10 protein-coding genes are annotated in these 15,841 nt (G+C 33.1%); 4 read left to right on the top strand and 6 right to left on the bottom strand.

Features of this window, described 5'->3' with window-relative positions:
* Both Q0807_RS10230 and Q0807_RS10225 read right to left on the bottom strand, forming a co-directional pair.
* The coding region (locus Q0807_RS10230; protein WP_299109338.1) for a choice-of-anchor L domain-containing protein at positions 1–3,858 on the bottom strand (3,858 nt) is incomplete at its 3' end.
* A gap of 118 nt (positions 3,859–3,976) precedes the next feature.
* On the bottom strand, positions 3,977–7,030 hold the full coding sequence (locus Q0807_RS10225) for a choice-of-anchor J domain-containing protein (protein WP_299109336.1): 3,054 nt from the start codon (positions 7,028–7,030) through the stop codon (positions 3,977–3,979).
* 279 nt (positions 7,031–7,309) lie between these two features.
* On the opposite strand from Q0807_RS10225, the gene Q0807_RS10220 reads away from it, so the two are divergent.
* The 4 genes from Q0807_RS10220 to Q0807_RS10205 all read left to right on the top strand — a co-directional run bounded on the left by Q0807_RS10220 (position 7,310) and on the right by Q0807_RS10205 (position 11,234).
* Positions 7,310–9,055 carry a hypothetical protein gene (locus Q0807_RS10220; protein WP_299109334.1) on the top strand — a complete coding sequence of 582 codons (1,746 nt, stop codon included), beginning with the start codon at positions 7,310–7,312 and terminating at the stop codon, positions 9,053–9,055.
* A gap of 107 nt (positions 9,056–9,162) precedes the next feature.
* Positions 9,163–10,065 carry a NifU family protein gene (locus Q0807_RS10215; protein ID WP_299109332.1) on the top strand — a complete coding sequence of 301 codons (903 nt, stop codon included), beginning with the start codon at positions 9,163–9,165 and terminating at the stop codon, positions 10,063–10,065.
* A gap of 73 nt (positions 10,066–10,138) precedes the next feature.
* A complete protein-coding gene (locus Q0807_RS10210; protein WP_299109330.1) occupies positions 10,139–10,339 on the top strand; it encodes a dodecin family protein in 201 nt (66 codons plus the stop codon).
* An 82-nt stretch (positions 10,340–10,421) separates the two neighbouring features.
* Complete coding sequence (locus Q0807_RS10205) at positions 10,422–11,234, top strand: mechanosensitive ion channel family protein (RefSeq protein WP_299109328.1); 813 nt, start codon at positions 10,422–10,424, stop codon at positions 11,232–11,234.
* Here Q0807_RS10205 and tsaB read toward each other — a convergent pair whose 3' ends face one another.
* From tsaB to Q0807_RS10185, 4 genes are read right to left on the bottom strand one after another with little or no spacing between them, the layout of a single operon-like run.
* Complete coding sequence (gene tsaB / locus Q0807_RS10200) at positions 11,235–11,906, bottom strand: tRNA (adenosine(37)-N6)-threonylcarbamoyltransferase complex dimerization subunit type 1 TsaB (protein ID WP_299109326.1); 672 nt, start codon at positions 11,904–11,906, stop codon at positions 11,235–11,237.
* Between the two features lie 54 nt (positions 11,907–11,960).
* The gene (locus tag Q0807_RS10195; RefSeq protein WP_299109324.1) at positions 11,961–13,274 is read right to left on the bottom strand and encodes an efflux RND transporter periplasmic adaptor subunit; all 1,314 of its coding nucleotides are present in this window, start codon (positions 13,272–13,274) and stop codon (positions 11,961–11,963) included.
* 2 nt (positions 13,275–13,276) lie between these two features.
* Entirely contained in the window at positions 13,277–14,599 is a 1,323-nt protein-coding gene (locus tag Q0807_RS10190; protein ID WP_299109322.1) for a TolC family protein, read from the bottom strand.
* A 50-nt stretch (positions 14,600–14,649) separates the two neighbouring features.
* Positions 14,650–15,810 carry an HlyD family efflux transporter periplasmic adaptor subunit gene (locus Q0807_RS10185; RefSeq protein WP_299109319.1) on the bottom strand — a complete coding sequence of 387 codons (1,161 nt, stop codon included), beginning with the start codon at positions 15,808–15,810 and terminating at the stop codon, positions 14,650–14,652.
* Between the last annotated feature and the right edge of the window lie 31 nt (positions 15,811–15,841).

The following is a 15,841-nucleotide window of genomic DNA, read 5'->3' as shown; positions in this document are numbered from 1 at the left end:
ACCGTTTCTGTTGAATATTTTGAGTTCAGTCACATTAAAACTACTTAAATCAAAAGAATCATTCTGTCCTGGTGACACACCTGGTGATATGCCCTCTGGGAATACACAAGTACCTGACTCAGTAACTGTCACCTCACTTAAACCAAAACATCCTGTATCATTAAAAACAACCTCAACTCCATACAAACCTCCCTCCAATACAGGAAGACTTAAAGTGTTCTCATCTAAAACAATACCACCATCACGATACCAATAAACAGACACTTCAGATAAAGAATAATTTTCTGGAATTGCATCAATAATAAATGGTGAGGATGCATTAGGACAAATTTCGTATTCAACATCTAAAGAAAAACTTGTAATAGGCTCAATACCTATGATCAAGTTAAAACTATTAGTAACAAAACAATCTGCAAAATCAACAGACTCTACCCTAACGTATAAAGTTTCGCCAGAACTATCATATAAATCAGGCAAAGCTCCTGTAGCAGCTATAGCATCTGACTCTGACAGGTAATAAGAAACTAAAAACTGCGTTTCATCTTGACCATTTAGAATATCAGCATTATGTGATTCTAAATCAAAACTCGCAACGCCATCTCCATCATTATCACAGCCAAATAAATCTACACTTTCTGCTATATGACTAGGATTAGTAAGTAGTATGAAAAATGAAGTCGTAGCAAAACAACCAGAAGTATTACTTTCTATTCTTGCATAAATAATTTGAGGGTCTGAAACATTTTCATAAACAGAAGGCAATGGACTAGAATTAGCTATAGCATCTTGCTCATTTAAATGGTACGTAATTGTATACTCTGAAGCAATTTGATTACCTAAAATATAAGCGTCATTTTCTGTAAGATCAAAGAATGCTTGGTTTGTTGCAGAACACTCTAATAAATCATTCGCCGGATTTGCAATAGGAGTTTCTAAAAACTCTACAGTAATTTCGTCACTTATTATACATTGATTAGAAAATATTACTTGAGCTGTATAAACACCTGGCTCACTAACCGTTAAAATAGAACTTGACTCTTCAGAAATAAGTAATCCATCTTTATACCAAACATGCTCTAAATTTGGAGCTTGTGTATCTAAAACTACAGGCTCATTTAAACAACTTGCGGTACCTGCGTCTATTGTAAAATCATCTCCTAGAGTTAATTCTCCAATTTCAAAACTACCTGCTTCAATAAAGATCCCAGTATCAAATTGTGGGTCTGAATCATCAGCAACCACAAGTTTTATATGATAAGTTTCTCCAATATTAACTGCGGATTGAGCTGTAAAAACTACCGTTCTACCATTATAATCCATTGGTGGTAAATTGTCAGGTGTATATTCCCCAAAATATGCTTCGTTAATAGCAGGACAATCATCGTTACTAGGATGAACCGTTGTTACTAAAATTGGTGTTGTAGTATTTGGAATAACGGCTAGATTAGTTGTGTTATCATTAGAATCCGTTAAGAAAAAAGCAAAAGCATCTGAAAACGTACACTCATAACTACCACCATTGTATTCTTCCGATGCCATTAAAAAATCAAAACTTATATTTTGAGAATATGGCACAAAATCAAACTCTATAATCGTAGCGTTTCTAGAATCGACTCCTAAAATAGTATCTAAATCAGTATCACCAACCCATTGGCTACCTGATGAATTTATTGTATCATCATTGGGGCCAGCCGCATCTTCTGCATGACCTGTACTCATTAAGAGTCCTTCGCTAAAAGGAAACTGATCACCATCCATTGAAAAATAACCTATTCCGTTAGGATTAAAAGGGTCAAAGCTTGTACCTGTTGTAAAGGTAATATTTGATACGTTAGCACAATCACTAGCGAATAATACATCTTGCACCAATTCTTCTATAGTGTAAGCACTATCACTTACTTCAATACTATTAAAACCAGGCCTAATGCATAAATCAAAACTTACATCCTCATCCTCAGAACCTTCTGAAAATACTCTTATATAATAAGTATCACCAATGACTAATTGTGGTGTTACACTAGGACCACCATCCATACAATATAGCTCATTGAGCGCACCACAAGAACCTTCATAAACAGCATGATTGAGGCTTGATGTCACATCATTTTCAACAATATTTAAAAACTCAATTATTTGCGTATCATTAATAGCAACAAACTGAAACCATACATCATCATCTGCATCACCATCACAAGAAACCGCTGCCACATTAGAAGGGCTTGCCGATAAAATTGTACCATAAGCCAGCTCCGTGCATGTGTCATCTGTATTAACAGTTACTATTGTTGCCGAATCACAATCATCATTATCAGGAATACAACCCCTAACTAATATTGGCAAACTATTAAAAACACAATTAGCATCTTGATTATTATTTAATGTATATATAATATCTGTGAAGAAAGGGAAAGGACCAATTTGATAGGTACCAATAGCATTAACAGTAGCCGTATTGGTATCGACATTATTAGATATAGTAAGTGATGTAGCACTACCTAAAGACGTAACGTTAACATCTATTAGAAATTGACTACCGTTATCACAATCATCAACAATAGTGTATGTCGCTTCTGAATTGGTACATGTTGCACAAGCAACTGTATAAGTAATTCCACCATTCATAGGAGCATCTCCATTTGCACAACTACTTGGCACAAAATCATCTGACGCAATATAAAATGATATGGTATCTCCTGTAGATGTGTATGAAAGACCTGAAAGATCACCTTCATTACCGAAAAAATAATCATCATAAGGCACAATAAAAGTTCCATCAGTATCTATAACAACAAGTGGATCCCAACCTTCATCAATAAATCCTGAATAAAAATTCAATGTTAATGCTGAACCATCAATACTGGTAAATGTGAAAATTTCAGGATTAACAACACCATTATCTCCATAACACATTGTTTCTGTTATAGGACCAGCTGAACAATCTATAATAAAATCTGTTTTTATTGGTGTCGTAAAAAGTAAAGGACCTGCCCAAATACTATTTCCGTTGGTACAATTTGCCCTAACATAGACTTCATAATCTGTACCAAATAACAATCCGTTTTCTGTAACATTTTGCACTAATGATGTTGTACCTGATGTTGGCGTACCAGTACCTTCAATTTGTATTGCATATTCCCATGAAGTTTCACTGTCATTGGCAATCCAAGAAAAATCTACTGATGCACTTATATCATCAGAATCTACGCCATCAACAGATACTGTTGGAGAAGCACAGATTGAACCACACGTTTCCACACGCACCAAATCAATTGACATATCCCCTCTAAAATTATCTGTTCTAGTTTGTTTAAACTCTAAATATATGGATTGCCCTAAATATGCATCTAAATTAACACCTACGGGCACCCATGGTTCACCACCTGAAGTTTGTAGCTGACCACTCCATGTAAATAGATTAGTAAATGGCCCAGAAATTGAATTAGAAATTCCAACTTCTAAAGTTCCCATACCTTCACCATAGGCATGCATATAAAAAGAAAGTTCTGCCTCATCTGTTGCAGTTGTAAGATCAATAACAGGACTAATTGCTGAAGCGGATAAAAGTTGTGCATTACCCGAAGCTTCATAATTCATATAATTAGCACCACTATACGCCGAATCTGGTCCTGTACCTGAACTATTTGCATTACCTGGCACTTCCCATTGTCCTCCGTTATTTGTATTTGTTAAATCACCTGTCCAACCATTGTAATCATCAAATTCTGCTTCAAATACAAAAGAAGAATTATTAGAGGGACAAGTTACACCTACTGGAGGATTGATTGTTTGACTTAAAGCTTTTGTGCTACATAGCATACACACAATAATTAAGCTAAATGTTAGGATTAAATTTTTCATTTCATTTTTTTATTAATTCAACAGAAATAATATAATTAACACCTTCTTTAAGATGTATTTATTAATAGGAAAGCCACCAAAAAAATCAGTGGCTTTCCGTTATTGACTTCAGCAAGATTTAATCTTTTATTACTCTGATAGTCTTAACAACACCACCAATGGTAACTTTCACAAAATAAGTACCTGTTTGTAAACCTGATAAATCTAATTCACTATTTACAGCATTAGGCATCTTTTCTAATACTTGTTGCCCTAACATATTGTAAACGTTTACAGCATCAATAGTGTTAATAGCATTTAATGTAAGCGTGTTTTTTACTGGGTTAGGATAGTAAGTGAATGCATTTACATTATCTACATCGTCAATTCCTAAAGTAGCGCAAGTTACATCAGCTACCCATCCGCCATATTCAATACCACCATCAGAACTAAACTCAATAGTTAAAGCTCCTGAAGCATCTGTAGAAGTATAAGCATCACCAACATTAAGCCTACTCGCAACAACAGAAGGCATAGTTCCAATTCCACTTTCTTGACCACATAATGTTTGTGCTAAAACAGGGAACGTATTATCTGGACCATTGTATATAGTTAAGTAATCATAACATCCACCTTGCGCTCCATCGTAATAATCATCTGCTTCTAAATCCACAAAAGTAAATGTAATAGTCACAGCCTCACCTGCAGTATCTGGCACAATGGTAGTTGTTGTAAATTCTGAACTAGAATAATCATTACTAGCCCCACCAGTATCTACAAAGTTACCACCACAAGAAGGCGGAATAATTGCTGTCGCAAAAGCATAAGGACCAACCCATGAAGAATTACCATCCACACCACAATCTGTCTGAACATAATACTCGTAATTATTATCAGCAACTAAACCTGTTAGGTTATAAGGATTGGAAATTCCTGTAGCTGTAGCAACACCAGTTACGGTTTCTCCTGCAGTAACATCTACAACCTCAATATTCCATGATGTTGCTGTACCACTAGCCCAACTTAAATCTGCCGTAGTCGTTGTAATATTTGATGCTGCAAGCGTTGAAGGCGGTATACAGGATGGTGCTTCTTCAAAAGAAACATCATCAATTGCTAAATCATCATCAAAATCACTTGGATTTAAAATTTCCGAAAAAGTGAATCTAGCTTGCGCTGGACCCGTAAATGTTAAACCAGCTATATCAATAATTTTTAATTCCCAACCGACTGTATTTGTGTTATAAGTAGCCATGAGATTCCAAGAACTTCCATCCCAAACCTCAACATCTAATTGTGCATTTAGAGAATCTTCAGAATCACTTATTTCATAAAAACTTAAAACTGGTGCAGCAAGTGTACTTACATCAACTAAAGGACTAACTAAATACCTAGGACCATGATCACCTGACGCATCACAAGCTGCATAATAACCGTTAGTAGCTGTACTTCCTGTTATTACACCATCATTTCCAACGTGTCCCAATCCTGATGTTTGAAAAAACCATTCTTCTTCTCCTGAATCACTAGACATTCTCCAGCAATCTGGAATATCACCTCCATTATCAAAACCTTCAGTATATGGTGCAGTAAATGCATCACACTCTGTAGTAAACTCAATTGGTCCAAACCAGAAAGAAGTACCATCAGAAACACCACAATCTGCCTGAACAAATATCTGATAAGTAGTATTAGACTGCAAACTTGATAACCCAAATGGATTTGTAACACCTGTATTTGTAGCCACACCAGTTACAGTTTCACCAGCAGTAACATCAACTACTTCAATATTCCAAGAAGCAGCTGTACCATTCTCAGTCCAAGCTAAATCTGCAGTAGTCGTTGTAATATTAGAAACCATTAAAAACGATGGAGCTACACAAGATATAGGCTCATCGAAAGTAACATCATCAATTGCAATATCATCATCACCACCTCCATTAGGTTCTGAAAACGTAAATCTAGCTTGTGCTGGCCCAGTAAATGATAAACCACTTAGGTTAATTGATTTTAATTCCCAACCTACAGTATTAGTATTGTAAGTTGCCATAAGGTTCCAAGCGCTACCATCCCATACTTCTACATCTAATTGTGCATTGTCAGAATCCTCAGCATCACTAATTTCATAGAATCTTAATTCTGGCGATGCAAGTGTACTTACATCTACTAATGGACTCAATAAATATCTTGGACCATGATCACTAGAAGCATCACATGCAGCATAATAACCATCAGAAAATGTATTCCCTGTTAATGTGCCACCATCACCAACGTGACTTGGACCAGACGTATTAAATTGCCAATCCTCACCACCACTCATTGACCAACAATCTGGGATCACACCAGCATTATCAAAACCTTCAGAAAAAGGTGCTGTGAAAGTATCACAAGCAGTAGTAACAGAAACAGGACCTACCCAAAAAGATGGTCCATCAGTACCACAATCTGCTTGCACATAAAATTCATATTCATTATTAGCCATTAAACTAGTTACCATGTAAGGATTAGTAACTCCAGTAATTGTTGCAACTCCTGTTGCCGATTCTCCAGCCGTTATATCAACAACCTCTATATTCCAAGACGTAGCTGAACCATCTTCAGTCCATTCTAAATTAACGGTTGTACTACCAATACTCAAAGCATTAAATGCTAAAGGCTCTCTACAAGCAGGAAATGTATCGTTAACAAAATTATCAACATGTAACTCCCATTCATCGTATGATTTAGCTCTTACTGCCACATATATTGACTGACCTACATATGCTGTTAAATCAAAAATAACATTGGTCCATAATTCAGGCGCAAGGCTTTCTGCTTGTAAAACCACTGTAAATTCAGATGCTGCAGCTGTCGTAGTAGATAACAATACCTCATAAGATTCTAAAAAAGAACCACTTCTTGAGCGTACATAAAACGACAATCTATCATTTACACCTGAATTAACAGTGATTTGAGGTGTAATTAAATAATCATCGTTAGCACTGTCAGTACCAGCAGAAATTCTGGCAATAGCAGAACCATCTTGTGCACCATCGCTTTCTGGTGTATCATCCCAAACCCATGTATTGGTACTTGCTTCATCTAAAACGGTCCAACTTGCGGGAATTTCTGTTTCAAAGCTTTCTGTAAATTGTGCATTAGATTGCCAACAAAAAGCAATCATTACAACAAATAGTAACGTAATTTTTTTCATAAAGGTTAGAATTAATTAATTAGTGTTTTTTTGTTAAAAAGATGAAGGAACTTCAGCTAAAAAGCCTAAACCTTTAAAACTTGAGAAGCTAAAGTTGATAAATATGTTTTATATTACACCTTTTTTAAGGTTATCAAAAGGTAATCACGCAACAAAATAGACGTTAAAACACTATTAACCAGTATCTTATTTATTTACCCTGAATGTTTATAATATTTAGAGTATCACCACAAATAAAACCTGAATTCAATGATTTTTTTTAAATAATAAAGCGGAATTATGTTTACAAAAGCTATAAAAAAAATAGGCATACTAATATTAACTATTACATTTAGTACAACATTATATGCGCAAGAAAAAGACATTAGCACACATGAATTAGACAGTCTTCACAGACGCTATTATGGTCAACATTCTGAAGAAGCATTTGCAGTGCATCATAAAGTACTTAAACAATCCATTAAAACTAAATATGAAGAAAAAATAGCCGCGACCTACAAAGCGTTAATGTGGCTACATGGTGCAAATAAAAATGCGAATTTGGATAGTGTTTTATATTACGCAGATCTATTTGAAACAAAAATAGCGACATACAATAAACCGAAAGACACTGTAATGCTTAAAGCATTAGAACTCCCTAATTACTATTTAAACAAAGGACAATTATTAGCAAATGCATTTGGCTTACCAGAACAAGGGTTAGAAAGCTATTTTAAAGTTCACCCATTAATACCTGAGAAGGACATTAAATTGACCTTTGCATATTACATTTCCATTTCTGAAATATATTATCAAAAATTTCAATACGACAAAGCTCTGGAAGTTTTAACACCATTATTAAATGACACCACCAAAATAGGAAATTTCACAAAATTTAGATTACTTCAAAATATCGCCGCGAATTATGTCCTAAAAGAGATGCCAGAAAAAAGCTATCCTATTCACAAAGAAATTCTAAATCTAGCAATTAAAGAAAATGATATAAAAGGAATTTGGTGGGCAAAAAACAGATTGGCTAATGATTATTTTCGATTAGGTAATGCAGACAAAGCAATAGATTCAGCATTAGCTGTTAGAGAATTTTGTCTTAAACATGACCTACATCAACTCCTATTTAATAATACGATCAATTTAAGTACCTATTACCATGGTATAGGTGATATAAAGAAAGCTATTGCATATAGAGAACAAGCTCTTGATTATTCTACAGGATTAGAAACAAAAAAAGATGTGTATGACAGACTTGCTTTGTATTATACAGAAAATAAACAGTATTTTAAGGCAACAGAAATCTACAAAAAGAAGAGCAGTTTAGTTGACAGCATTCGTTCAAATGAAAAAAAGGCCGTAACTAACTACATAGAATCAAACGTAAAACTTCTTAATGAAAAACAAAAAAACCAACAAATGCTTTTTGACGTGCAACTTTTGGAGGAAAAAAATAAAAAGCAAAGACTTTACCTTTATAATATTAGCACAGCCCTAATAAGTATAATTCTATTACTTGGAAGCATCCTCATTTTTAGAAAGTATAAAAAAGGTGAGAAAGTAATTGAGATACTAAAAACGAATGAAAAAAAATTATTAGAAGAGAAAATAACACTTAGAGAAAACGAATTGGAAGCATCTGCAATTGCGGTTTCTCAACGCTTAGAAACACTAAACATAATAAAAGACGAATTAAATCTTATTAAACATCCAAAAATCCCAAAACTAGAAGAAGCTAAATCAAAAATAAACGACCTTATTAGATCCGCTTCAGATATGTCTATTATAACAAAAAGAATAGAATCTGAATATCCAACAATGGCTAATAAATTAATGGATAAATATCCTAATTTATCAGACACTCAAATAAGGTATTGCCTATTGACAAAATTAAACTTATCAATAAAAGAAACAGCTAGCATATTAAATGTAACACCAGACACAGTAAAGGTGGCCAGAAGCAGATTAAAGAAAAAGCTAAATATACCACCAGAAATGTCGTTTAAACTATTCTTAGACCAATTAGCGAAAGAGTAATTCGTTTTATTGAGAAAACAATATTTTTTTAATTGCACTATCTAATTAAAACTTAGTTAAAAGTCTAATCAGAACAGTATGATATTTCATATTTTTGCAAATAAAAGATGGCACAGACCAAAATATCTATAATACCTACTTCTAACGAAACTATATTAAAATTTGAAGCAGACCGATTTTTAACTAATCATAACAGTTTTGAGTTTAATAATATTGATGAAGCCAAACACTCACCATTAGCGCAACAGCTTTTTTATTTACCCTTTGTAAAAAAAGTTTATATCGCAACAAATTTTATTGCAATAGAACGTTATAGCATAGTTGAATGGGCAGATGTACAAGACGAAGTTGCTTCTCAGATTGAAGAATATTTATCTAATGATGGTATTATTGTAACTGATGAAGCTATTAAGCCAAAAGCTGCCGTAACTATTTATGCAGAAAGTACACCAAACCCTGGAGTTTTAAAATTTGTTTGTAATAAAGTATTAGTCCCAAGTATATTTGAGTTTACCTCTATTGAAGATGCTAAACCTTCTCCACTTGCGACTGCATTATTTCAATTTCCGTTTGTAAAAAACGTTTTTATGGAAAAGAATTTTATCTCCATAACAAAGTTTGATATTATTGAATGGGAAGACATTACCATCCAATTAAGAGAATTTTTAAAATCTTATGTTGAGGACGGGAAAACAATCTTAAACGATAATGCACCTAAACAACTTAACAAAACTGAAGAAGCAGTAGAGCAAAAATTTGAAGCCTTAGATGACATCTCTAAAAACATAGTCAACATTCTTGAGGAATACATTAAACCTGCTGTTGAAAGTGATGGTGGCAATATTGAGTTTAAATCTTATGATGCTAACACTAAAAAAGTAGAAGTTTTATTACAAGGCGCTTGCAGTGGCTGTCCTTCTTCTACATTTACTCTAAAAAATGGAATTGAAAGTATGCTAAAAGAAATGCTAAATGACAATTCTATAACTGTAAATGCTATAAACGGTTAGGATTTCATAATTTTATAGTGACAAAATATCATTTTAAGTGTCTTACAATTAGAAACCTTTAAAATTATATAAAATGGCAGTATTAAAAGTAATTGAAGTATTATCTAACTCAGATAAAAGTTGGGAAGACGCAACTAAAAAAGCAGTAAAAGAAGCTTCTAAAACCGTAAAAAACATTAAGTCTGTATACGTACAAGACCAAAGTGCTATTGTAAATGGCGATGATGTTACTGAATTTAGAGTTGCATTAAAATTGACTTTCGAGGTTAAATAATATTATTTATTCTCACCGCATATAACTCGGACTAATAAATTAGCCGAGTTTTTTTTAATCACAAAAACTAAGAAAACCAAAAATGGACACACAAAAATGGATTGACAAAGGTTTCGACTTTATAGTTGAATTCGGACCTAAAGTTATTGGAGCTATTCTAATATGGATTATCGGTAATTGGGTAATTAAAATGTTACTTAAAGGCATTAAAAAAGCATTAAATAAAGGCGATTACGATGAAAGCTTAAAGAAATTTTTAATTAACCTTACCAATTGGGTTCTAAAAATAGTCTTAATCGTTGTTGTATTAGGTACTGTAGGTGTAGAAACTACATCTTTCGCAGCAATTCTTGCTGCTGCAGGTTTAGCAATCGGATTGGCATTACAAGGCTCACTAGGTAACTTTGCAGGAGGTGTTTTACTTATGATCTTTAAACCATTTAAAATTGGAGATTTAATCGAAGCTCAAGGTGAATTAGGTGTGGTAAAAGAAATTGAAATTTTTACAACCAAATTAAACACACCTACTAATAAAGAAGTAATTATACCAAACGGTGCTTTATCTAATGGTAACATTGTTAATTATTCTACTGAAGGTAAATTGAGAGTTGATTTAACTTTTGGAGTTAGTTATGACGCAGACATTAAACAAACAAAAGAAGTTTTAATGAAAGTATTAACCTCTAACCCTAAAGTACTGCAAGATCCTGCTCCTACAGTTAACGTTTCTGAGCTAGCTGATAGCTCTGTTAACTTTGCAGTTAGACCATGGTCTACAGTTGCAGATTATTGGGATGTATACTTCTCAACTCACGAACAAGTAAAAATAGCTCTAGATGCTGCTGGTATAGAAATACCTTATCCACATGCAGTAGAGATACAAAAAGAAGGTTAATTATTGCTTCTTTTTTAAAGCTACAAAATCCTTTAAATAATAAGGTTCAAAATAAGCGACATCTTCGGTGTCGCTTTTTTTGTATTTCATTTCTGCTAATAGAGACATCTCATTAGCTGACGGCAATTTACCCTCAATAAAGAAAGCATTAGAATGACTAATAAGTGCTTTGGTTTTTTCTACACCATTACCAATAAAATAGACTTTATTAAAATCTAGTAATTCAGAATAACTTTCTTCTGACAAAATCTCAGCTTTAATCTCTCTTTGTAGTTCTAAATTTTGGTTATAGATTGCAGAATATACTTCCATTCGTCTCGCATCTAACATAGGAATTATTAATCCGTCTGTCGCTTTTACCTGATGCGCTAAACTTTCTAATGTCGAAATGCTAATTAAAGGTTTCTCTAACGCAAAACATAAGCCTTTTGCAGAAGAAACTCCTATTCTTAAACCAGTATAAGAACCTGGACCTTTACTCACAGCAACCGCATCTATTTCTGAAGGTTTTAATTTTGAAATTTTAAAAACCTCATCAATAAAGAGATGTAAAGTTTCGGCATGTGAATAACCCAAACTATTATCTTCTTTTAAAACTAAAGTCTCTCCATCTTTAGACAGAGAGACCGAACAATTTGTTGTTGCTGTTTCTATATTTAGCACTAATGCCATAGGTAAGTCGTTATTTTCTTATTACTAATTGTAATTAAATTCTAACTGCAATGATTATTCATCTTCGCTTTTTTCTTCAGAAGTACTTTCAGGCTTTTTATTTTTTACTTCCAATAAATCACCAGGCTTTAAGTTTTTAGACACCATATTATATGGTCCTGTAATGATTTTATCATCTTTATCTAATCCTGAAATAATTTCGATATTAGTATCATCTTGAATTCCGGTTTTAACAACTTTTAATTTTGCTTTACCACCTTCATTTACAAATACACATTCAAACTTTTCTTCTTCTTTATCAGAATCATCTTCTTCAACTTCTACAGTTTTATCATAAGTTTTCTTCGTAGACGTTGTATCCGTTTTAATAACAATCGCACTAATTGGCACAGATATCGCATCCATTTGCTTTTTAGTAATAATATCTACAGTAGCTGTCATTCCTGGTCTAAAAGGAGAATATGTTGCTGGCTTTCCTTCTGTTAAATCTTTATAAGATTCTTCTACAATTCTTACTTTAACCTTAAAATTAGTTACCTGATCCGCAGTTAAGTTCCCTTCAGCAGAGTTTGCAATTTCAGTTACAATACCTTTAAATTCTTTTTTTAAGTAAGCATCAACCTCAACAATTGTAGAATCACCAATATTTACTTTTACAATGTCATTTTCGTTAACATCAACTTCAACTTCCATGTTGTTTAAGTTTGCGACTCTTAAAATTTCTGTACCTGCCATTTGCTGCGTACCAACTACGCGCTCACCCAACTCCACACTTAAAAGTGAAATTGTCCCACTCATTGGTGCATAAATAGTTGTTCTATTTAAATTATCTTTTGCCTCGTTTACTGTTGCAGCAGCACTTTGCACATTGTAATATGCCGAACTTTTACTAGCAACTGCAGTTTCGTAAGTTGCTATAGAACGATCCCAATCTGCTTTAGAAATAACACCTTTATCAAAAAGTGTTTTACTTCTATCATAATCCGCTTTAGCCTGTTTTAGACCCGCTTCTGCCTGCTCTAAACCTGCTCTAACATTCTGGTAAGAAGCCTGCGAACGACTTACTGCAGATTGAATTAAATCTGGATTTACACGTACTAGTAAATCTCCTTTTTTAACTTCTTGTCCTTCTTTAAAAGGTAACTCAAGTATTTCTCCTGAAACTTCCGAAGAAATTTTCACCTCAACTTCTGGTTGTATTTTTCCTGTTGCAGAGACGGTTTGTACAATATCTCGAATAGAAACTTGCTTCTCGGTAACTTCTTTAAAGTTTCCTTTTTTACCAAACCATTCTAATTTAGACCCTACAACTAATAGTCCTAATGCTAGAATAACAACTCCGATAATAATTTTTACTGTTTTGCTCATATTTAAAACTTTAATTCAGTTGCAGGAATTCCGAAATATAATTCTAGAACCTTCAACTTAAAAATGTAATCGTATTTAGCTTGATTTAATTGAATCTTAGCATTATCGAATCTCTGTTTAGATTGACTAAAATCGAAGGCATTGGTTAAACCAACATCATAACGTTCTTTAGCATAATCATAAGCTAATTCTTGAGATTCTAATGCTTTATTTGCGGCTTCAAATGATTTTAAAGCACCTTTAGCATCAACATAAGCTTGATAAACTGTAGACTCTAAATTTAATTCCTCTTGTTCTAATTGATATTTAGAACGTTCTAAATTTATCTTACTTCTTTGTACATTTCCTTTTACAGAAAAACCATTTAAAATAGGGATGTTAAGGCTTAAACCATAACCAATACCATCATTTAAATAAATTTGATCGCTAAAAGGTATTTCACTTGCATCTGTATAACGTGTGTCATAACCCAAAAAAGCTCTTAAAGAAGGCCAATAAGAACCTTTTGCAATTTGAACATCTTTTTCTGCTAATGACACATTCTGTTCAGCAATCTTAATTTCTGACCTTTCTGCTTTTGCATTTTCAATAATTTCTGATACTGATTTATTAGAAATACCTTCATTTACAATATCGTAACCTTCATCTTGAATGTCAAAGTTTTCGTAATCTTTAATTAAAAGTAACTGTGCTAAATTTATTAACGAAATTTGAATTGCATTTTCTGCATTTACAATGTTTTGTTTTTCGTTAGCATCTGTTGCTTGAATTTCTAACAAATCTCCTCTAGGTAAAGATCCTGCTTCTACCAATTGATTCGTTCTATCTATTTGTTCTTGAGTCACCGCATTTTGAGATATTAAAACTTCAAGATTCGCTTTGTTTAATATTACAGTAATATAACCATTTGCTACAAAGAGAGAAATATCATCTTTCATTTTAGACAAACTATATTCCGCTGCCATTTTCGAAATTTCAGCACGTTGAACTCGTCTAATATTCTGTAAACCATCAAATAAATTATAACCCAAATTTATACTCCCTGACGAAGACAGAAAAGTTGTAGTTGAGGAATTCCCTGTTGTTGGATCAAAACTTAAACCTGTATTTTTTGAAACACTTCCGCTAACATTAATTGTTGGTAAAAAACTACCAACTGCGGTTAACTTATCGATATCTGTTGCTAATAAATCGAGTTCACTTTGTTTAACTGAAATATTATTTTCTAGAGCATACTCTACACATTCTTTTAGCGTCCATTTTTTATTTTGCGCTTGTGTTATAACTCCACAAAGAAGTAAAACTATGATGATTGATTTTTTCATGATGCTTATTTGTCTATGTAAAACTTAAAGTGTTACAGAAATTATGTTTTTTATTCTTGTGCGTATTTTGGAACACCTTGTACTTGATTCCAAATTTTTATTTTATCTTCCTTAGTAATACCACTCTTCACTTCTACAAAAATACCATCACTAATCCCTAATTCCACATCTTTTCGTTCAAATTTTTGATCACCAATCTCTACTTCTACATATGGTTTTTGAGTTTCCTTATCATATTGAACAAGGGCTTCTTTTATAGCCAAAACTTTTTCTGCTTTTTCTAAAATAATAGATGCATTGGCACTTAAACCTGCCCTAATAAATGTTGAATCTATTTTTTTAAGTGAACCTTTTATTTCAAATTGAATAGCCCCATTTTCTGCAACACCTTTTGGTGCTATATAATCTAAAATGGCATCAAACTTTTTATTTTCAATAGCACCAACCGTGATTTCAAGAGGTAAACCCTCTTTTATTTTACCAACTTCACTTTCATCCACTTTACCTTCAAAAATCATTTGTTTTACATCCGCTAAAGATGCAATTGAAGTTCCTTCGTTAAAATTATTAGCTTCAATCACTTGGTTTCCTGCTTTAACTGGCACATCTAAAACCATACCTGAAACGGTAGCTCTTACCTGTGTTTGCGCAATATTACCTAAGCCAGAAGTTGTACCGGTTTTAATAATATCGTAATTCTGATTGGCAGAATTCACGTTTATTCTTGCTTGCTCTACACTTTGCTTTGTTTGTAAATATGAATTATTTACAGCTTCAAAATCATTAGCAGAAATTACACCTTTATCAAATAAAGCTTTTTGTCTATCGTAATTAGACTGTTGTGTTTGCAAATTTATTTGTGCTGTTTGTAAGGCTGTTCTATTTGAAGCAATGTTGTTTTTAGCACTCGTTAAACTCGAAGCATTTGGGATTACTTTAATCTGAGCGATCAAGTCTCCTTGTTTTACATATTCTCCAGCTTCAATAAAAACTTCTTCTATGACACCAGAAATGTTTGGCTTAATTAAGATTTCTTCCTTAGGCACAATACTTCCTGTTGCAACAGTTTTAACGACTATAGTTTGTTCTGTCGGACTTTCAGTAGTATAAGTTACTGGGTCTTCCTGATTCTTTTTCCACAAATAATATAATGCCGCAGTAAAGACAATGACTATTAGCGCTAGTATTATGATGGTTTTTGTTCTTTTCATTAGTTGATAATTATAATTGGTTGATGACTAT

Source organism: uncultured Winogradskyella sp., assembly GCF_947495255.1.
In the GTDB taxonomy this organism is placed as follows: domain Bacteria; phylum Bacteroidota; class Bacteroidia; order Flavobacteriales; family Flavobacteriaceae; genus Winogradskyella.
This window is presented reverse-complemented; position numbering and strand designations above follow the sequence as displayed.